The 19821-nt window shown below is 54.3% G+C and carries 15 protein-coding genes and 1 pseudogene; 11 read left to right on the forward strand and 5 right to left on the reverse strand.

The window, feature by feature from the left end; genetic code table 11:
- Positions 1-215 (reverse strand): hypothetical protein (locus B3M32_RS05815; RefSeq protein ID WP_290744159.1); only part of this gene is annotated, 215 nt, incomplete at its 3' end.
- 130 nt (positions 216-345) lie between these two features.
- Between B3M32_RS05815 and B3M32_RS05820 the strand changes: the two genes are divergently transcribed.
- The 7 genes from B3M32_RS05820 (at position 346) to B3M32_RS05850 (ending at position 9976) form a co-directional block, all read left to right on the forward strand.
- Positions 346-546, forward strand: coding sequence for a hypothetical protein (locus B3M32_RS05820; RefSeq protein WP_290744160.1), 201 nt, complete (start codon positions 346-348; stop codon positions 544-546).
- Between the two features lie 20 nt (positions 547-566).
- Positions 567-1400: a hypothetical protein gene (locus tag B3M32_RS05825; protein ID WP_290744161.1), complete on the forward strand. Its 834-nt coding sequence runs from the start codon at positions 567-569 to the stop codon at positions 1398-1400.
- A 9-nt stretch (positions 1401-1409) separates the two neighbouring features.
- Positions 1410-2117, forward strand: coding sequence for a hypothetical protein (locus B3M32_RS05830; RefSeq protein WP_290744163.1), 708 nt, complete (start codon positions 1410-1412; stop codon positions 2115-2117).
- Positions 2118-2193: 76 nt separating this feature from the next.
- On the forward strand, positions 2194-5607 hold the full coding sequence (locus B3M32_RS05835) for an MFS transporter (RefSeq protein WP_290744164.1): 3414 nt from the start codon (positions 2194-2196) through the stop codon (positions 5605-5607).
- Positions 5608-5626: 19 nt separating this feature from the next.
- A complete protein-coding gene (locus B3M32_RS05840; RefSeq protein WP_290744165.1) occupies positions 5627-8167 on the forward strand; it encodes an NPCBM/NEW2 domain-containing protein in 2541 nt (846 codons plus the stop codon).
- Positions 8149-9252: a glycosyltransferase gene (locus tag B3M32_RS05845; RefSeq protein WP_290744166.1), complete on the forward strand. Its 1104-nt coding sequence runs from the start codon at positions 8149-8151 to the stop codon at positions 9250-9252. The genes B3M32_RS05840 and B3M32_RS05845 overlap by 19 nt, the downstream gene beginning before the upstream one ends.
- 19 nt (positions 9253-9271) lie before the next feature.
- Complete coding sequence (locus B3M32_RS05850) at positions 9272-9976, forward strand: hypothetical protein (protein ID WP_290744167.1); 705 nt, start codon at positions 9272-9274, stop codon at positions 9974-9976.
- Positions 9977-9985: 9 nt separating this feature from the next.
- Here B3M32_RS05850 and B3M32_RS05855 read toward each other — a convergent pair whose 3' ends face one another.
- Entirely contained in the window at positions 9986-11368 is a 1383-nt protein-coding gene (locus B3M32_RS05855) for a GntR family transcriptional regulator (protein WP_290744169.1), read from the reverse strand.
- 65 nt (positions 11369-11433) lie between these two features.
- A complete protein-coding gene (locus tag B3M32_RS05860) occupies positions 11434-12426 on the reverse strand; it encodes a family 16 glycosylhydrolase (protein ID WP_349679861.1) in 993 nt (330 codons plus the stop codon).
- Between the two features lie 172 nt (positions 12427-12598).
- On the opposite strand from B3M32_RS05860, the gene B3M32_RS05865 reads away from it, so the two are divergent.
- From B3M32_RS05865 to B3M32_RS05880, 4 genes are read left to right on the forward strand one after another with little or no spacing between them, the layout of a single operon-like run.
- A complete protein-coding gene (locus B3M32_RS05865) occupies positions 12599-12862 on the forward strand; it encodes a chorismate mutase (protein WP_290744171.1) in 264 nt (87 codons plus the stop codon).
- Positions 12863-14011 (forward strand): prephenate dehydrogenase/arogenate dehydrogenase family protein, encoded by a 1149-nt coding sequence (locus B3M32_RS05870; RefSeq protein WP_290744173.1) that lies wholly within the window; start codon positions 12863-12865, stop codon positions 14009-14011.
- Positions 14012-15376: a 3-phosphoshikimate 1-carboxyvinyltransferase gene (locus tag B3M32_RS05875; RefSeq protein ID WP_290744175.1), complete on the forward strand. Its 1365-nt coding sequence runs from the start codon at positions 14012-14014 to the stop codon at positions 15374-15376.
- Entirely contained in the window at positions 15373-16257 is an 885-nt protein-coding gene (locus B3M32_RS05880) for an NAD(+)/NADH kinase (RefSeq protein ID WP_290744177.1), read from the forward strand. The genes B3M32_RS05875 and B3M32_RS05880 overlap by 4 nt, the downstream gene beginning before the upstream one ends.
- Before the next feature lie 153 nt (positions 16258-16410).
- On the opposite strand, the gene B3M32_RS05885 is transcribed toward B3M32_RS05880, so the two are convergent.
- Positions 16411-18942, reverse strand: a complete 2532-nt coding sequence (locus B3M32_RS05885; RefSeq protein ID WP_290744179.1) for a DNA gyrase/topoisomerase IV subunit A — start codon at positions 18940-18942, stop codon at positions 16411-16413.
- A 459-nt stretch (positions 18943-19401) separates the two neighbouring features.
- Positions 19402-19821 (reverse strand): annotated as a pseudogene (locus B3M32_RS05890) (DNA topoisomerase IV subunit B); the annotation flags it as partial.

Genomic DNA, 19821 nt, shown 5'->3' on the forward strand with positions numbered 1-19821 from the left:
TGCACGCCCGGCATCACGTTCATCACGGGAGTGGTGCCCGCAGGCGTTGCGGTAAATGTCGAGCCGATACCGCCGACAGCAATACCCGTGGTAGAGGGGGTCGTAGAAAGCGGGGTGTACCAGGGCTGGATAAATTCCACGGCGAGGCCCGGGGTCATCAGCTTCTGGACGGAACCGGCCTGTTTTGCGCCGGCAAGGTATTCTTTAATGCTCATAGTAGGTTCCATGAATTAAGGTTTATTTCCGGGGTAAAAATTACAAATTCTAGGGGCCGTGGTAATGCCGAACAACAAAAAAGTGTTTACAAAACGGAACCTTGAAAAAAATTGTACTATCTTTTAGCTTATGAACAAGCTCGTTGCCCACATGATTCCCGGACTATTGGTCATTGTCGCCTTTATGGCGGTAAAAGCCTTTTTTGTCCCTATCGAAGTCACTTTCGAATCCTGGTTCGTGTACCTGAGCGCCGCGGTCTATATCCTTTCGGTCGTAGTCCCGTGCGCCGTCTACTACCTGCGCACCCCTCCCGGAATCGACCATAAATAAAAAGTGCTTGGGGGAATTCTGTGGGTAAGTTGACTTTTTGGTTTCTTTTTTGCTGTTTAATCTTTTTTTTGGGCAGTTGTAGCTATCATCCCATACTTAAAGGGGAATTTGAGGCCGAAGCACCCCAGAATTTCGTGGGCGTCGGTAAGGAACTGCCGCAGAATTCGACCTTGAATGGCTTTACGGTTTCTGGAGTGTATGTTCCGAACATCCGGATGCATATCGACAATCTGTACAATGTCTACCCTGGGGACGAAGATGACAAAGAAACCAAGGGGGCAAAAGTCAATTTCTGGTATGAATTGGACAAATTCCCGGTAACGGCATCTTATACAAGGTTGTACAAAGCGGGCATGGTTGCTGGCGGATTCTCCTTGAATGTGGGCAAGAACTTCTTTGGCCGGTTTATTTATGGACTCAACCAGAAGAATTATGAAGTCGGAATATATGGTGATATAGGATATGGCTTTAATAAGAGCGAGTATATCTATTTGCCAGGCTGCGATGGGTCTGAATATCCATACAGGATCTGCGATGAAGCCGATACCATTTCGGCGACACAGGGCCATTTTGTGTCTAGTTTTGGTAGCTTTGTCTCGCTTTATTACGACGATTTTGGATTTACCTATTCGCCAATGGCCTATGGCCCGTGGCGTGCGACGAACGTTGATAACCATTATAAGGACGGTATAGACCTTGAATTTGACTTCCCACTCATTATTAGTCACTATGTGGGCGTGTCGTTCTGGCTGATGGACCATTGGAAATTTACTGGCGGAGCGTCTTTCTTGCATGCCTGGGAATACGAAAAATTTTATGTTATTGGTAATGCTTCGGTCGGGTACTGGTTCTAGGAAGTTTGTATGAAAAAGATCTTGTCATTGCTGTTATTGATCTTGTCTTTTTTGCTGACTTCCTGTGCTGGCGGTCAACCGGGCGTTGTGACGGTAAAATCGCCAGAAATGAGCACGGAGTATGTTGTCCAGGTTGACAACAAGCCGGCAAAGATTGTAAAGCCTAGCAATAAGAATGTCGGCTTGGATTCGGGGGCACATCACGTGAGACTGACTTATGCCGGCAAGACGCTTGCCGATACTGTTGTGACGGTGAAAACCGACGATGGCCCGTTCTACACGACTTGGCTTGGCGCGATGGCTATTACGGCGGGATTGATGACCGTGGTCTGGATGCCGATTTGGCTTGCCTTGTTGCCTCCGGGGGCGTGGATTGCCGCTATGCTTGCGACGCCGGCGCAGGAGGTTCCCCTTGATGGCCTTATCAATTTCGAGGAGCCCCTTGTGCTCTACTCGTTGGACAATCCATATTTCAGAGTGAAGAATTTCCATTCTAATATGGGGCTGAGCGAAAAAGGCGGCGTAGGCAACGTAGCCAAGGTCCTTGGTGTGTGCTATGATGCTTCTGCCCATGTGGCTTGGCTCCAGAGTGAAACAAATCGGGAGATTTATCCGTTTGTCGTGAACGAGGATGTCGACTTGTGTGTCCCGCAAAACGGCGAATTTGCGTGCGAATCGCGCAATAACAAGCTCCTCGAAAGCATGCCCTGCAAATAGACTTCTGACATATTTTTATTATTGTACGGGAAGGTGCTTCGCCTTCCGTACAGTGCTTTTTGCAAGGAATTCCAAAATGAAAAAGGTTAAGGGCTTTTTTTCGTTTTATAGTCTAGCTTTTACGCAGGTGGCCGTGTCGACGGCGCTAATCGCGTACATGGAGCTTACGCTTAACCGTCTGGGGTATACTGCCACCGGTTCCTGGGAATTTTATGTGTTCCATTTGCTGTTCTTGCTTCCGTGTGTCCTCTTGCTTACGCCCGCAGGATTCTTTTCGGACAAGTATCCCAAGGAAAAAGTCCTGTTTTGGACCACCTTGCTTTCTCTGCCGGCAGTAGGGCTGTTCTGTGCCGGAGCGTACCTTTCGAACATTGTGATGCTGTTTGCCGGCTTGGCCCTCTTTTTTGTTTTGCAGGCTTTCCAGAGTCCGGCCAAGAACGGCTACATGAAAGAACTGATGGGCGTGCGCTACCTGGTGCAGGGTAGCGGCATCCTCATGGTCGTCACGTTCTCTGCCATGATGCTTGCCGGCGTGGCGATCGCCTTTGCCGTGCGTGAAGGACCTGTGTTGCCGATACTTTATACCCTTGGTGGGTTGCAGTTTGTCGGGTTCCTCTTTTCGCTCCGCCTGCCGTCAATAGGCGCTTACGACGAGGAACTCAAGTTCCCGTGGAAACGTTACTGGAATTTCTTGTTCATGCGCCGCAAGGTGGCGAAGGCATGGAAGAACCGCGCGTTGCGCCAGTCGATTATCGGTCTTTCGATGTTCTGGACAATGATATTCCTCATGGTGTTCGTTATCCAGGACCAGTTCGGTTCGGGCTCGCTGTTCAATCAGGACGCTTTGGCGAACTACGCGATATTCGGGACGGCCGTTGGCCTCGTTGCCGGCTTTGTCTTTGCGATGAAAATGTCCCGCGACTTTATCGAGATGGGCCTGATTCCTATGGGGACTGCGGGAGCGTCCATCCTCATTTTCCTGATTCCCCTGATAGACCGTCCCTATAACGCCATCGCCTTTACGCTGCTCGGATTCTGTGGCGGTATCTACATGCTGCCGATGTTCGCGATGCTCCTTTACAATACGAAGCCCAGGTCGGCAGGTCACGTGCTTTCCTTGAGCAACATGTTCCAGAACTTGTGCATTTTGGTTTTCGAGATATTGGCGGTGATTGCCTTGCACTATTTCGAAATCGACCGGATGAACGTGTTCTTTATGCTTGGAATTGTTTGTCTTGCGGGGACGGTCTGGGCCCTTTGGGCGATGCCGCAGACGCTCCTGAGGCAGCTGCTCCGCTCCGTGCTTTCTGTGCATTACCGCTTCCTGGTCTCCGGGGTGCAGAACATTCCGTGGGAAGGTCCCGTACTCCTGGTCGGTAACCACATCTCGTACATCGACTGGGCTATTATCCAGATGGCGAGCCCGCGCCCGATGCGCTTCGTGATTACGCGACGTCCCTTTGAAAAATGGTACGTACGCCTGCTGCTTTCGCAGATGGAAACCATCGATCTCGACATCTCGAATCCTGGACCGGCGATGGAAGAAGCGCGCCAGGCCCTTTTACGCGGCGAAGCTGTTGTGATGTTCCCCGAAAACGCGATGACGGCGACCGGAAACATGAACCGTTTCCGTCTGGACTATTCCGCCGCGATTAAGGATGTGCCTCGTGTAAAGCTCTTGCCGTTCTATGTGCATGGCCTGTGGGGAAGCGTCTACTCCATGGCCGAAGAAGGCTTCCGCGAACAGATCCATAGTCAGGGCCGTGTCATCTCGGTCGCGTTTGGCGCGGAACTTCCGCTTGATTCGAACCCGACGATGGTGAAGCGCGCGGTGCAGGAACTTTCTATTACGGCCTGGACTTCGTATACCCGCAAGCTGCGTCCGGTGGCCTCGGCCTGGATTCGTTCCGTGAAGCGTATCGGTAGCGGCCCGTCTGTCTTTAGTCCCGACGGCAACCACCTCTCGGCGAACGCCCTTGCAACGGCGGCTTTGTCGTTTGCTTCTATTATAGACAAACTTACCCGTGGCGAAAAACAGGTCGGCGTTTTGATACCGCCGTCCGGTCCGGGCATTATCGTGAACATGGCGTGCCTCATCAGGGGCAAGACGGTCTACAACCTGAATTACACCAATACGCCCGATACGATGGACTATTGCTGTAACGTGGCCGACGTGAAGACAATCATTACGGCACATGCCTTTGTGGATAAATTAAAGCAGAAGGGCGTTCCGATGGATGTCCTCCTGAATAAATACAAGGTCTACTACATGGAAGACCTCAAGGAAAAACTCCACAAGTCCACCCTGGTCAAGAATTTCTTGCGTGTTCTTTTGCTCCCGGCCTGGTATTTGGAACTCCGGTTCTTCAAGAAGGTTTCGCTCAACGACGTGGCGACGATTATTTTCAGTTCCGGTTCGGAAGGCCGCCCGAAGGGTGTCGAGCTGACGCATAGGAACCTCCTTATCAACATCAAGCAGTGCGAAAGTGTGCTTTTGCCCAGTTCTCGGGACGTGTTCCTCGGCTCGCTGCCGCTGTTCCATGCGTTCGGTTTCTCTATTACGACCATGCTTTGCCTTGTGGAAGGTGTTCCGGTGGCGACATGCCCCGATCCGACGGATGCCCGCCTCGTTTCGCGTCTGTGCGCCCAGTTCAAGGTTACCATCATGGTGGCTACGGGTACGTTCCTGCGCATGTGGGGCATAAACCGTGCTGTACATCCACTGATGTTCTCGCATGTCCGTGCCATTTATGCCGGTGCCGAGAAAATCCGCGAAGACGTGCGCCAGCTTTACCGTACCAAGTTCAAACTGGAAATTTTCGAAGGCTTCGGTTGTACGGAAACCACCCCGGTGGCGGCTGTCAACACGAAGGATGTGCTCATGGACGATTACAAGACCGTTCTTGTGGGCAACAAGCCGGGCTCCGTTGGCGCCCCCTTGCCTGGAACGCAGTTCCGCATTGTGGACCCGGACACCATGGAAGAACTCCCCATTGGCGAAGACGGCCTGATCCTTATCGGTGGCGCCCAGATCATGAAGGGGTACCTGAAGGACCCGGAACGTACGGCGCAGGCGATTGCGGTTATCAATGGCAAGCGTTGGTACAAGACGGGCGACAAGGGCCATGTGGACGAAGATGGCTACCTCACGATTGTGGACCGCTATAGCCGTTTTGCAAAGCTTGGCGGCGAGATGGTGAGCCTCGGTTCCGTGGACTTCAAGATTTCGGAATGCCCGCTGTTCGACGAAATCGACCATTTTGCGGTGGCCGTTCCCGATGGAGCGAAGGGCGAAAAGATCGTGCTGGTGTATGCCGGCGAGAAGTCCGAAGACGAAGTCAAGGATATGCTCCGCCAGGTCGGGCTCCCGCCGCTCATGCTGCCCGGTGCCGTGGTGAAGGTGGACGTTCTTCCCAAGCTTGGCAGTGGAAAGTCCGATGTGCAGACCGGCAAGAAAATCGCTATGGAACGTCTTGGAATTTCTGCATAAACTATATTTCTGACATATTATGAAAAAACAAGAAAAGAAAGTTGAAAAGAAGCTCGAAAAGAAACCGCTGATGGATTCCCTGAAGGAATGGATTGCCGCACTGAACCTGGGTAAGTCCCAGGCCGTGATGGCTGCCGTTACCCTGGTTGTCCTCGTGGTGGCTTTTCTTATTTTTAACAACACCTCTGTCGAATACGCACGCCGCTGGGACATCGAGTGGGGCTACTATGCGATCCTCTCTACGTTCGTTCTGCTGATTGTCGGCATCGTCGTCAATATTCCCTTTGTGGCGAAGCACTTGCAGGCATTCTTGCCGAGCGGCAAGGCTTTTTGCGGATTGGCAATCCTGTTGATCGTTTTCTCTGTTTTCATTTTCAGCAACATTGGCAATTCGCATCGCGTGCTGAGCGACGAAACGAGCTGGGAATCGATGGGCTTGCAGATGTATTTCCAGCATTCTGGCGGCATTTGCAATGAAGGTGTCTGGGCCGATGGCGTGCTGGATTGCAAGACGGAAGTGAACAATTTCAAGGGGAAGGCCCTTGGCTTTGTCTACTCGCTGGTGTTCAACTTTATGGAACCCAGCCGTGATACGGCCTTGCTTGTCAACTATCCGTTCTACATCTTGAGCCTGATCGCGTTCTTCCTGGCGCTTTGCCGGTGGTTCAAGAGCGACAAACTGGCCCTGGCCGCGACGGCGTTCTTGGGTGGCATGCCCATATACCTGTTGCAGGCGCGCGCCGCATCGACCGAAGTGCTCTATATCCTTTTGCTAGCCGTTTTGATGGCGTGGTTTGCCTTTGTGCCGACAAACAAGGTGACTTGGAAACATTTCTTGCTGACGGTCCCGCTGCTCGGATTCTTTGCGCAGACCCGTCAGGAAACCGTCTTTGCGTTTGTTCCGTTCGCCCTCTATTATTACCGCTATTTCCTGGAAAAACCGTACCGCTTGCCCGCATTCGTGGCTTCGGTGATTGCCGTGAGCTGGCCCAGCGTGAATACGATGGCCGCCTATCGCGGTTACGATTTCCAGGGTGGCGACCATGCGGCGCATTCCTTTGAGAACCTCTGGTACAATTTGAAGACGAATGTCGAGGTAATGATGAACCTGGACCAGAATCCTGCTTTTGGCGGGATTATGGAAAACCCGTTCTATACCACCTTCACCGTGATTCTCCTGGCGGCGACTGTCTGGCTTTTGGTCCGCATGATCGTTTTCCGCCGCTACGTTCGCGGCTTTATTCTCGGCATTACGTTCTGCTTGCAGATTTTCGTGATTCTCCTGAATGTCTCGGGTACGTTTACTATCGACATCAACCAGCGTTACGTGCTTGTCGCGTTGCCGCTCTTTGCGATGCTGATGGCGCTGGGCCTGTACGATGCGCTCCAGTTTGCGACCAAGATGAGGGAAGATGCCGCCGCGAAGATTGTCATGGGCGTCGCCTGTGCGCTTTCGGTGGGACTCATGCTTTACCATGCGCCGAGTTACAAGGCGAACATGCTCTATTACAAGAACAAGCTGCTCGGCGAAGAAGATTTCTTGAATACGGAACTGGCATCTTACCCGGAAAATTCCGTGTTCATCTATTCTCGCCCGTGGCAGATGCTTGCTTCCGGCCATACTTCTTTCAGCGAACGTACGTTTGAAGGCTGGAGCACGGAAACGTTTGCGAATTGGATGCAGAAATCGAACGGGAACATCTACCTGGTCCGTGGACAGGACGGCTACGGCAAGGTGAACCGCGACAGCCGCGTTGTGGGCTTCAAGACGACCGACCAGATCGACAAGATTCTCGACGGCTACAAGAACGAACGTGTCCTGATCGATGCGAAGAAGTTCGGTTACCCGTTGGTGATTTACAAGATTATCTCGAAGAAGGGCGTGTCGCAGTATGCGCAGAACTTCCTTGTTTCCGAACAGACTGACGGCCAGATTGCGCTGACAAAGCGGTTCCCGGAATCCATCAACTGTAATTTCGAACTGAACGGGGAACAGCAGGGCGACCTCCTGATTTCTACGGAAACCGATACGCTGGTGCTCGACTCCGCCAAGATGCGCTTTGGCATGAACCGTGCCATGTTCAGCTGCTTTATGCCCGACGAAGATACCGTGGTGGTCTACAGGGACTTCTTTATGGAAGGCGAGAAGGTGGCTTTGCTTTCGGCTCTCAAGATGGGTGACTATACCCAGGACTGGGGCACTCCGCAGATTAACGAGACGGTTGAACACCACATGCTGATGCTGGACGGCATCCCGTACCGTTACGGAATCGGGAGCCACGCGAACTCCACGATCAACTACACGTTGCCGCGGCCGTTTGACGTGCTTCATGCCGTGGTTGGCCTTGACGATGAGAGCGCTTGCGGCGATGGTGCCTACTTCATTGTCGAAGCGGACGGCCGCGAGGTGCTCCGTACCAAGAAACTTTACTCTACGGACAAGCAGGAACTGAATGTCGACCTGAACGGTGCGAAGGATCTTCGCCTCCGTATCGATATGGGCGACGACAAGGACTGCGACCATGGAAACTGGGCTAACGCATGGTTGGAGGCCAAGTAAAAATCCTGGTCGCCCCCTTGGACTGGGGGCTTGGACATGCGACTCGTTGCGTGCCTGTGATCAAGGAATTCCTTGCTCGCGGTGCCGAGGTCGAACTCGCTACCGTTAAGGCGAATTCCGCGTTTTTCAGGGATGTCTTCCCGGAACTGAGACAGCGTATTGCTCCGGGCTATAATGTCGTGTACCCGAACCATTCCTTCAACATGGCGTTCTGGCTTCTGAAAAACAGTGCCCACCTGAAGGCGGTTATGCGGTACGAACGCCGCTATGCCGAAGAGATGGTGGAACGCCACGGCTACGACATCCTCTTTTCGGATAACCGTTTCGGCTTTTATTCCAAGAAGGCGTACAACGTCTACATGACCCACCAGCTTCGCATCGCGTTTCCGCCGGCGTTTTCTTCTTTCGAGGGAATCGGCGTCAAGTGGCATGCCATGCAGATGAAAAACTTCGATGAAGTCTGGGTGCCCGACCTAGAAGCATTTCCCGGCTATGCGGGCAGGCTTTCGCATGTCGATGAAGGTGGCCTGCCAGTGAAATTTGTCGGTCCGCTTTCCCGTTTCGAAATGGCGGCTGCGGGGGAGGGAACGGCCCAAAAGGATTTTGACATCGTTGCCGTGGTGTCTGGCGTGGAACCGGCCCGAACGCGTTTCGAAGATCGCCTGCGCAGGATACTGCCGCAGATTCCCGGCCGTCATGTCGTGTTGCTCGGTAAGCCTTCCGTGTCGTACGACCACAAGGTCGAGGGCAATGTCGAATACCATACGCATTTGCCTACGTCGGAATTTGCCGATATCGTGAGGCGCAGCAAGTACGTGCTAAGCCGCGGTGGTTATAGCACCATCATGGACATGGCGGTACTCGGTGCGAAATGCATCTTTGTTCCGACGCCCGGCCAGTATGAACAGTGCGCCTTGGTGCGGGAGCTTTCGGATGCGGGCTATGCGGTCGCAATTTCAGAAAATGAACTCTCCGTGGAATCGCTCCGTGCGGCTGTCGGGACGGAAACGGCGATGCTTCCCGCGACGGGGAAGGATTTGTTGCAGACGGCAGTCGTCTCTCTTTTTGAAAAAGTCGTAAGGTGAATTTTTTAGCAGGTACGCAATGAACAAGTTTATACTCGCTTTCCCTGTTCCTGTCAAGCGGACGGAAACATTCAAGATAACGGATATCGTTCAGGTGGCTGCCGATACGAATACGTTGATGATTCCCGGATGCAGCGTGCCGTTTTCGGTGGCACGTACCGATTCCTTGGCGAGACTTTCCGACATTTTTCAGGAGCACTGCTTCATTTCGCCAGAAGAGGCGAAGAAAATAGATTCGCATGGCTCGCTGATTTTTTTGCTTGGCACGCTTAAGAATGCCGATGATTTGAGCATGGTAAACTCCGCCATCAAAAAAATGTTCGATGCCGGGGCAATAGGCGTGTACATGCAGCAGTCGGGAACGGCCTGGATAGCGATGGAATTTTGCGAGGAACTCGGGGACGAGTCCTGCCCTATGAGCCCGTGGCTCAACTACGTGGAAAAAGACGATGTGCTCTACACGCTCGGCATGGAGGTTTTCGGTCTCCCGGATCTCTGCGTTTCGTGCAAGGTACTTCCCGATTCCGAGGCGGAATCTCTTGAATTCTTGCTCGAGACAGCTGCAGATGCGCTGTTTATAGACGGGGTTTCCGCGAAGTCCGGGACCGAGGTGAACTTGTACGAATTCGGGAAATTCACGTTGCGCGCCGAACTGTCGGGCCCGTATGCGAAGGATTCTCCGGAATACAACAAGAACGGCACCATGCGCCTTGTCAAGAAATAGGCGGACCGGCTACTTCTCGACGATGTTTCCGAGAATCTGGTGAATTTTTCTTGTCCCGGCGAAAGCGTCGGGATTTTCGATATTGTAGAACATTTGGTCTACGAGCGCCGACGTGTTGAATTCGTACGACGGCAGGCGCAGTAGGTAGCTTTCGGCGGAGTTGTCGAAACCGAAAATCTGGTTCGAGACGACAATTCGCCCTTCTTCGGCCATTTCGATAATGACGCCCGCCACCTCGTCGTTGACGCAGACGAGTGGGAGGTGCTCGTAGTCCTTGTCTTCGGATACGAGCGAAAGGATTTTCTGCTTCAGGAGTTCACGCGCGTAGGCTTCGACGGAATGCTTGGGAACCTTGCTGCGGGCGATCTGCTTGTAGTCCCAGGGACTCGCGAATTCCTTGTCGGTATAGGCGGTTACCAGCAGGCCGGATTCCTTGAGGCCGTTCAGGCGGTCGAGGGACCAGGAACTGTTGTGGTAGGGGGAGATGTAGATGACCTGCGAGAAACCTTTCGCCTGCAGGTACTTGCCCATCTCCATTCCCGGGAAAGGTCCGAAGGTCGCATTGAAAAAAGTCCAGTTTGGCTTGTTGAGGAACCGTAGCGGCAGGCTGGGGATGGGGTGTTCCCACCAGATGGATATCGGGTAGTTCACCCCGGCAAACATGAGCATCAGCTTATGCGGGTCCATGACGAGAAGCGTGGAGAGGATGGCGCCGACAGCGTTTGGGAAATCGCTCAGCTTGCGCGGCTTTCCGCTGCGGTCGATGAGCTGGCCGCTCGTCTCGTTGATTCCCAGCAGAATGAGCCTGAAGTTTTCGGAACCGGCCTTCTTGTAGACCATTTTCAGGAATTCCATTTCGCGTTCGCTTTCGGCGGTAAAGCCGCCCCAGGTGTTGCAACGCGTGACGAAAATGATTTCGCTCAGGGACGGCTGCAGGCGGGAAACTTTTTTACGGACGAAGAAGAAGTGCCTGCCGTTACGGGTAAGCGAACCTCGGTCTACCTTGTTCATCAGGAACTTGCGGAGAATAGGCTGCGAAACGTCGTAGCGCTTGGCGAGTTCCTTCATTAGCGGGAGCGGGGCGTCGGATTTCAGGATGCCGTGTTCCCAGTCCTCGTTGAAGAGCCGTTCCAGTTTTTCGGAAATAGTCTCGCGGACGACCGGACGCAGGTTTTTCGGGAATAGGGAGCGGTCTCCGGAATCCGAAGAAATCCAGAAGCATCCTTTTCCCTGGATACGGCGAATCAGCCCTGTCTTGGCCAGGGCGGCGAGTGTCGCCTGTACGGTCCCCGAAGAAACGTTGTAGGTCTTCATGAGCGAACGGACGCTGGGAAGCCTGCCGTTGGGTTGGCGGGGAAGGGCTAGTAGGGTGTTTGCCAGTTCGTCTCGCATACCTATAAAATAAAAAAGTCTATGCAGCCTGTGGCTGCATAGACCTTTGTTGTTTGGGGGGTATTTTAGTACTTGAAGTTAACTCTGTAACGGTTTCTGACTTCCTTGACGTGTTCGCCCTTGGCGTTGAACGTCCTGGTTTCCTTGACGTGCATCTGCGGGGTACGGACCTGCTGGATTCCCATCACGCTGGAAGAGCTGGGCGGAACCACCTGGGAGCTGCTGGATTTCGGGACGACGCTGCTGCTGGAAACAACCGGATCCCCCTGGTCGTCCTTGGGAACCTGGCCGTTGAACTGTTCCTGTCCCTTGCGGGTGAGGGCGAGAATCAGCATGCCGTCCTGGGTGTAGATGTTGCGCGGAGTCAGGTCAACACGGTTGCCGTCGAAGGTCCAGTTGCCCTTGTCCCAACGGCTACCGTCAAATTTGTCGAAATTGTCGGTCCAGTCGAGCGTGAAATCGCTGCCGCCTTCGCCCTGGCCCGGGGTATACTTGTAGACCTTGACCCAGTTGATGAACTGGAAGAGCGGAAGCTTGGACTCGTCAAACTGGCCAACCCAAGCGGCGCTTTCGGAAGACCAGAGATTGAAGCGGAGACCCTGGGTTCCCGTAAGGTTGGAAACCTGGCCACCTTCCGTCTTGCGGACTTCCTTGCCGTCGACGGTCCAACGGACGTAATTCGGTGTCCATTCGAGGCCGTAGGTATGGAAGGCCTGGTCGGTAGCGGGATTGACATCGTGATGCAGTTCGCTGGTTTTCTGTGCACCCGCCTTGCCGGTAATGATGTTGGACTGGAAACTGCTCGGGTTCTTGCCGAGAACTTCGATATCGACTTCGACCCAAGGACGTCCATCGGCAATTTCAGAGCCGTTTTGGTAAAGGAACATGGAGCTGACGGTGCCAGAAGCGGCAGCCATCTTCATACGGGCTTCGAATTTACCGTACTGGACTTCGTCTACGGTGAAGAGTTCTGCTCCGCTGAAATCTTTTGCATTGATTGCTGCTGCCATAGTCAAGACTGCCAGAGCGCCCTTGAATAAAGTGGATTTTGTTTTCATCTTATACTCCTGCCCATACAACACTCAAAATATATGCTCGTTTTGGCCGCCGAAGTACCAGACAAATAGTGGAAGTGTAACATGTGTATCAGCTGTATTAATTTTGGCGAAAATGCGGCCGAATAGGCTTGGCTCCGGTTCCATGGGCATTCGTTTTTCTACCTTTGATACCATGGATATTGAGGAATTGCGCTCGCACATCGATGCTTTGACCGACGAAATCATCGCCCTGTTGAATAGGCGGGCTGAGTTCGCGACCAAGATTGGCATGCTGAAGAAGGAACTCGGTTTGCCGGTTTTTGACGCTGTGCGCGAAAAGTCCGTCTTGGACGTCGTTGCCGGGAAGGCTTTGAAGGCGGGCGGTCCGCTTAGTCCCGAATCGGTCCAGAAAATTTTCCAGGTTATCATGGAAGAGACCCGCAAGGTGGAGGAATAGATGAAACGCATTGCTCTTGTGGGGTTCGGACTCCTGGCAGGCTCCATAGCCTCTGCGGTAAAGCAGGCCAAACTGCCGACGAAGATTCGCGCGGTGAGTTCGGCTACGACGCTTGCACGTGCCCGCGAGCTGGAACTCGCCGATGAATTTTTTGAATACGACCAGGTGGAAGAATGGTCCAGGGATTGCGACCTCATTCTCCTTTGCTCGCCGATTCTGCATATCTTGAAGACGATCGATGCGCTTGCCCATGTTTCTTGGGTCAAGGGGGCCGCTGGTAACGACGTGTGCCTCGTGAGCGATATCGGCAGCACGAAAGTAGAAATTTGCAAGGCAGGTTCGTCGTTGCCGCCTCCGTTCCGCTTTGTCGGGAGCCATCCGATGGCGGGTTCCGAGAAGCGCACCTGCGAATACAACGACCCGGCCATTTTTGAAAACGCATACTGGTTCGTTTGCCCTCCGGAAGGTACCGACGAAAAAGTCTACGGAAACCTGCTCGAGCTTATCGCGTTCCTCGGCGCCAATGCCGTCGTGTTTCCGCCGGAACACCATGACCGCACGATGGCGTGGGTCTCGCACATGCCGCAGATGCTCAGCTCCACGTTGGCGGCGAGCATTCCCGGACGCCTGCTCGAACACAACTACCAGCATTACGCGGGACGCGCTTTCCGCGACATGACGCGTATTGCCGCAAGCGGCTGGGGCATGTGGCACGACATCGCCGTCACGAACCGCGAAGAGACGGTCCGCGCCCTCAAGGAAGTGCGCGAAGGACTTGACAGTACGATCGATGCCATGAACGCGCTGGATGTTGTCGTGGACGGGAAACCCGCTGCCGATGACAAGTCCGCTGGGCTTGAAGGCATTTTCAAGAAAGGCAACGAAGGGCGGGCCAGCCTGTTCGCGCCGGGCCGCAATGATGCCAATGTTTTCTTTGAAATTACGGTGCCGCTCAAGGATAAGCCCGGCGCGCTGTTGAGCGTGATGCAGCCTCTCGCCGAAGAAGGCGTCAATATCCGCGACATCGAACTGATGAAGGTCCGTGAAAATGTGGCGGGCACGCTGTTGCTCGCCTTCAAGACCCAGGAAGAAACGGCGCGCGCCGTAAAGTTGCTGCGCTACCTGGGTTACGAAGTAAAGGAACGCTAGATGATCATTTCTCTGAATCCAGATAGGGAACGGATGGACCTTACCCTGACGGTTGCCCTGCTCGTAAACGGCAGGACCGTTCTGGACGATTTTTCGTGGGCGAGCGGCAGCGAACGCTTTGCCCAGGCGCTAAGGGAATTTGGCCTGGAGTATTCGATTCAGGGGCACCAGTTGGTGCTGGACGGGAAGGGCTTCCAGTATAGCTCTCCCGCATTGCTGCCTTTTGACTTCGCCGAACAGGAAAACGTGTTACTGTGGACTCTGGCGAGCAAGGACTGCAGTCAGGTCTATACGTTCGCTACCGAAAACGACGAAGCCGGTGTCGCTCGCGTTGCGGCTGCCGCCGAGATGCTCCAGCGCTATTTCAGGGTGAAAGTAGAAGAAGATTCTCCGGCCAAGTTCGTCTTTACCTTCTCGGAAGACGATCCGAACGCCAAGAAGGATTCCCTCGGGAACATTCCCTATATCATGCGCAACCGCCTCCTGCTGCGTTCCCTTATACGTAGCGGCTATTACGGCTTCGAAGAAAAGACCGCGGTTCATGACCAGCTGACCAAGATGCTGATGTATTTCGGGGTGAACCTCAAGTACGAAGGCCGCGGCATGGAACAGCTGAGCGAGTTCGAAAGACGCCTGATGATTGCCCAGGGCAAGAAAATCGAGCGTACGCAGTTTACCGAGATTCTCGAGACGAAGGTGATTACGGGCCGCGATTACTACGTCCCCGGCGATACGACCGAGGCGGTGGCTTTTGCCCTGTTGGCAAGCGTTGCGAACATGCCCAAGGAGAACGTGGTCAAGCTATCGAATGTGGAACTGAACACGTCGCGTTCGGGGGCGCTCTCCTGCCTCAAGCGCATGGGTGCGAATATCGAGACGGTGACCCGCCGTGAAAAGTTTGGCGATGTCTTTGGCGATGTCGAAATTTATCCGCTGGAAGCCGGCAAGCGTCTGCAGGGTCGCCGCTTCAGCGAAGATTCCATTGCGACCGGCTTTGGCGAGTATGCCTTGCTGGCTGTCGCGGCATGCTTTGCCGAAGGCGAGACCATCTTGCGCCTGCCCAGGGAAAAGCGTACGGAAATGCGCCCCAAGAACGAATTCCTGGCCGAGAACCTGAGAAAGACGGGCGTCGAAGTCGGCGTGTACGACGACGGCCTGGTAATCCGCGGCATGGAAACGATTGTGAACGGGAGCGATTTCGACGGTGGAGACTCTGCCGAAATGGGCCTTGCCTTGATGGTCCTTTCGCTTGCGCTGCAGAACAAGGAACCTATCGTCCATATCGAAACGGTGGAAGCCGAATTCCCGGGAATTTACGAGAAAATGAAGCAGGCACTCGTCTCCGAAGCCAAGGAGGAAGCATGAGAAAGTCGTTCGTGAACATCGGTATTGTCGGTTTCAAGGGCAAGAGTGCTGACCTCGCATGCGCTTTGGACCAGATTACGCTCTGGGCGATTGCCCACCCGAAGGTGAAGTTCTTTGCGCTGGACAGCCTTTCCGAGCTGGTGCAGAAACCTATCCGCATCGTGAAGGAATCCGCCCTTTCGCGCATGGACCTGCTGCTCGCTATCGGCGGTGACGGCACGGTGCTTTCGGCCGCGCATATGGCGCTCGGCCACAAGATTCCTATTCTCGGCGTGAACGCGGGCCGCGTAGGCTTTTTGGCCGAAAGCCGCGTCGAAGGACTCGAGAAGGCGCTCGACGATTTGCTTGCGGGGGATTTTTCGACCCGCGAGCGCATGATGATAGACGCCTCGGTGTTCCGCGGCAAAAAATGCATCGCGAAGCAGACCGTGCTGAACGAGGTGCATATACGTGCGCACATGCCCGACCGCATGGTGAACGTGAATGTGGCCTACAATGGCACGTGCCTCACCGAGTACTGGGCAGATTCCCTGCTTATTTCGACTCCGACGGGTTCTACCGCCTACAACCTTGCGGCCGGCGGTCCCATCATCCATCCGTCCACGCCCGCGGTTGTGCTTACGCCTGTGGCGCCGAGCAGCCTCTCGGTGCGTCCGCTGGTGCTTTCGCTCACCGACAAGAAGCTTGAAATCGTTTCTGCGGTGGAACGCCCGCTCGACCTCGTGTTCGACGGGCGCAGCTCCGTGGAAGTGAAGCCGGGAGACCGCGTTGTGCTTTGCGAAAGCAAGTCCGTGACGACTTTTATCCGCATGCGCCATACGGGATTCGTGGGGGCGCTTCGCGAAAAGCTCGGCTGGACGGGTAAGCCCCGCCTCGCTTAAGTGACTGTTAGTCCCTGCGGGCTTCACGAAAATCGGTGATGAGAATAAAAAGCAAATAGTCTTTAAATGATTTGCATGTGAAAAATCCCCGGCTCTTGCCGGGGATTGCTTTTTTAAAAGGTGCTTTGCGCGGTTTAACCCGCGCGATTTTTGTTAGAACAGCTTCGGGTCTTCGGTCTCGTCGCTGGCGTCTTCGCCGTCTGAACCGTCGTCAAAGGCGTCGGGCGGGGTGATGCGGCTCGTACGCTTGACCTTCTTGGCGGTGAACTTGCTGCCGAGCGCCTTGTAGCTCTTGATGTCGGCGACTTCCGTGAGGTCGAGTTCTTCCTTCTGGACTTCGCGGCCCACCTGGTATTCCATGAGCTGGCGCGCATCGTCTGTCGCGAAGAATTCGATCATCTGGGTATCCTTGTGGTCGGAAACCAGGCTGAATTCAGTCGTCATGGGACAGCCTTCCAGGTTGAAGCGCTTTACCATGTAGTTGTAGTTGCCGCCCTCGAAGTAGAGGATGGTAAATACCTGCTCGGGGTCGAACTTGTGGATGTACTTGATGCCCGAACCCACGAGAATCGGGTCGGCCATGTCGTGCACGCGGGCCGTACCGTTCTCCTTCACGATGAGAATCTTGTCCTTCTCGCCGAATTCGCCGATGCGGTCGCCCTTCTTCTGCGTGCTGATGAGGCCGCTGGGTGCATCGAAGTAGAGTACGCGCGCCCCGAGGGTACTTACGCCCTTGCGGATGCGCTTGACGCTCTTGACCGGGTACTTGGTGACGATGTTGCCCATCGCGCCACGGCCCTTCACCTCGATGGTGCTGAAGTCCACCTCGAAGTTGAGCTTGGTGCGCGGACGCGGCTTGAGCGTCACTTCCACGACTTCGGCCTCGCCATTCATGTTGCTGGAGAGGTAAAGCAGGCGGCTACCGGGCTTGTTCTTGCCCATGAAGTAGTCCTTGTCGCGGGTCACGCCGCCCACGTTGAAGCGCTTGATGTAGGCCGTGCCTTCCTTGCCGTCCTGGTGGATGACGTTATAGATATGGCGTTCGTCGTCCTTGTTGAACTTTTCCACGAGCACGATGTTCTTGCCCACGAAGTCCTTGTCGGAGACCTTGACGACCTTGAAGCTGCCGTCGGCCTTGAACACGATGAGGTCGTCGTATTCGGAGACGTCGAAGAGGTATTCTTCCTTCTTCATGCCCGTGCCGAGGAAGCCTTCCTTGCGGTTCACGTAGAGTTTCTGGTTCGCAAGAGCCACGTGCACGGCGCTCACTTGGCCAAATTCGCCGATTTCTGTCTTGCGGTCGCGACCTTCGCCATACTTCTTGAGAATATTCTTGAAGTAGTTCACGGCGTAGTCGGTGAGGTGTTCCTTGTTGTAGTTCACTTCCTCGATTTTCTTGTCGAGTTCTTCGAGGAACTCGTCGGCCTTCTTGCGGTCAAAGCGGCTGATGCGGCGGACCGGGATTTCGGCGAGCTTGAGGATTTCTTCGCGGGTCACTTCGCGACGGAGCTTGCGAACGTAGGGTTTCAAGCCCTCGTCAATTAGCTGGACCATCTCGTCGTGGGTCTTCGCCTTCTTGATGACCTCGTAGACTTCCTTCTCGATGAAGATTTTCTCGAGGCTCGTCATGTGCCACTGGTCCTGCAGGTGCTTGAGCTCGTTGTCCAGTTCCCAGTCCAGCAGGTGTACCGTGTGGTCGGTGCTGAGCTTCAAAAGTTCCGTGGTGCTGCTGAATTTTGGCTTCTTGTCGATAATCACGCAGCTGTTGGCGGCTAATGTCGTCTGGCAGTCGGTAAAGGCGTAGAGCGCGTCGATGACGACCTGCGGGTCGGAACCTGCCTGCAGGTGGATCTGGATTTCCACGTTTTCGGTGGTGTGGTCCACAATCTGCTTGATCTTGATTTTGCCCTTGTCGTTGGCCGCCACGATGGAGTCGATGAGGCTATCGGTGGTGGTGCCGAAGGGAATTTCGCGGATGACCAGCGTCTTGTTGTCGAGTTTCTCGATTTTCGCACGGACCTTGAGGCGTCCGCCGCGCTGGCCGTCGTTGTATTCGCTCACGTCGATGATGCCGCCCGTATAGAAGTCCGGGTACAGCGTGAACTTGCGGCCGCGCAGGTAGTCGATGCTCGCCTGGCACAGTTCCTTGAAGTTGTGGGGGAGGATGGTGGTGGAAAGGCCCACCGCGATGCCGTCCACGCCCTGGGCCAGGAGAATCGGGAACTTCGCGGGGAGTGTCACCGGTTCCTTGGAACGCCCGTCGTAGTTCGGGATCCATTCCGTCGTCTCGGGGTTGAACATCACGTCCAGCGCGAAGTCGCTGAGCTTGCCTTCGATGTAACGCGGGGCGGCAGCCTCGTCGCCCGTAAGCGGGTTACCCCAGTTACCCTGCGGCTCGATAAGCAGGTTCTTCTGGCCCATGTTCACGAGGGCCGTGTAGATGGAGGCGTCGCCGTGGGGGTGGTAGTGCATGGTGTCGCCCACGATGCCCGCCACCTTGTGGAAGCTGCCGTCGTTCATCTCGTACATGGTGTGGAGAATGCGGCGCTGCACCGGCTTTAATCCGTCGCGCACATCAGGCAGGGCACGCGATGCGATGACGCTCATCGCGTAATCGATGTACGAGCTCTCCATCGTTTTTTGCAAGTCTACGTCTTTGATCCTGTCAAATACGTTGTCTTCCATCTTGATTCCTCTTGATATAACTTCTATCTATTCTCTCTAAATCTATTAACTCAATTAATTAACTTCTATCCGTTCTCTTAATAATTATCACTATTAATGTAGTATCAGCTTCTACCCGTTCTCTTAATAATTAGCACTATTAATATAGTATTAGCTTCTACCCGTTCTTCTAACTATTAGCGCTATTTTTAAAACTATATGTATTCGCCGGCAGCCGGAGCATACTCCGCAGACTGCCTTGAGTGAGCACTTGGAAGTACTTGATGAACGGATGGCGAAGGGCGGGTCGAGGCCTGCAAATATTGCAGGCCGAGTTGGCCTATTGTCTGAGGTGTCTTTTCATCAGAAAAGACACCGAGTTTGGCGCATTGCCCGCCCGAAGCCATATGTGAATCTTAGTACTTCCGTGCGATACGGGCTGGCAGACTGCGGAGTATGCTCCGTGCTGCCGGCTCTGTATCATACATCCAAATTTTTAACAAACTTGGCGTTTTGCTCAATAAATTCTCGCCTCGGTTCTACCTTATCTCCCATCAACGTTGTGAAGATGAGATCCACCTCCGACTCCGACTCGTCGTTCATGACGACCTTCTTCAGGATGCGCCGCTCGGGATCCATCGTGGTCTCCCAGAGCTGCTCCGGGTCCATCTCGCCGAGTCCCTTGTAGCGCTGGATGCGGTTGTTCTGGTCTCTGCCGACCTCCTGCAGGATCGCGTCGAGCTCTTCGTCGCTGTACGCGTACCAGACCTTGCGGTTCTTCTCGAGCTTGTAGAGCGGAGGCATCGCGAGGTACACGTGCCCGGTCTTGATGAGCTCCGGCATGAACCGGTACAGGAATGTCAGCATCAGTGTGTCGATGTGCGCGCCGTCGACGTCGGC

Source organism: Fibrobacter sp. UBA4309 (genome assembly GCF_002395745.1).
In the GTDB taxonomy this organism is placed as follows: Bacteria; Fibrobacterota; Fibrobacteria; order Fibrobacterales; family Fibrobacteraceae; genus Fibrobacter.

Coding starts and splice junctions, on each gene's coding strand:
- B3M32_RS05830 (WP_290744163.1), top strand. CDS start 1,410: ATGAAAAAGATCTTGTCATTGCTGTTATTGATCTTGTCTTTTTTGCTG.
- B3M32_RS05870 (WP_290744173.1), top strand. CDS start 12,863: ATGAAACGCATTGCTCTTGTGGGGTTCGGACTCCTGGCAGGCTCCATA.
- B3M32_RS05840 (WP_290744165.1), top strand. CDS start 5,627: ATGAAAAAACAAGAAAAGAAAGTTGAAAAGAAGCTCGAAAAGAAACCG.
- B3M32_RS05885 (WP_290744179.1), bottom strand. CDS start 18,942: ATGGAAGACAACGTATTTGACAGGATCAAAGACGTAGACTTGCAAAAA.
- B3M32_RS05820 (WP_290744160.1), top strand. CDS start 346: ATGAACAAGCTCGTTGCCCACATGATTCCCGGACTATTGGTCATTGTC.
- B3M32_RS05845 (WP_290744166.1), top strand. CDS start 8,149: ATGGTTGGAGGCCAAGTAAAAATCCTGGTCGCCCCCTTGGACTGGGGG.
- B3M32_RS05880 (WP_290744177.1), top strand. CDS start 15,373: ATGAGAAAGTCGTTCGTGAACATCGGTATTGTCGGTTTCAAGGGCAAG.
- B3M32_RS05835 (WP_290744164.1), top strand. CDS start 2,194: ATGAAAAAGGTTAAGGGCTTTTTTTCGTTTTATAGTCTAGCTTTTACG.
- B3M32_RS05860 (WP_349679861.1), bottom strand. CDS start 12,426: ATGAAAACAAAATCCACTTTATTCAAGGGCGCTCTGGCAGTCTTGACT.
- B3M32_RS05865 (WP_290744171.1), top strand. CDS start 12,599: ATGGATATTGAGGAATTGCGCTCGCACATCGATGCTTTGACCGACGAA.
- B3M32_RS05850 (WP_290744167.1), top strand. CDS start 9,272: ATGAACAAGTTTATACTCGCTTTCCCTGTTCCTGTCAAGCGGACGGAA.
- B3M32_RS05855 (WP_290744169.1), bottom strand. CDS start 11,368: ATGCGAGACGAACTGGCAAACACCCTACTAGCCCTTCCCCGCCAACCC.
- B3M32_RS05875 (WP_290744175.1), top strand. CDS start 14,012: ATGATCATTTCTCTGAATCCAGATAGGGAACGGATGGACCTTACCCTG.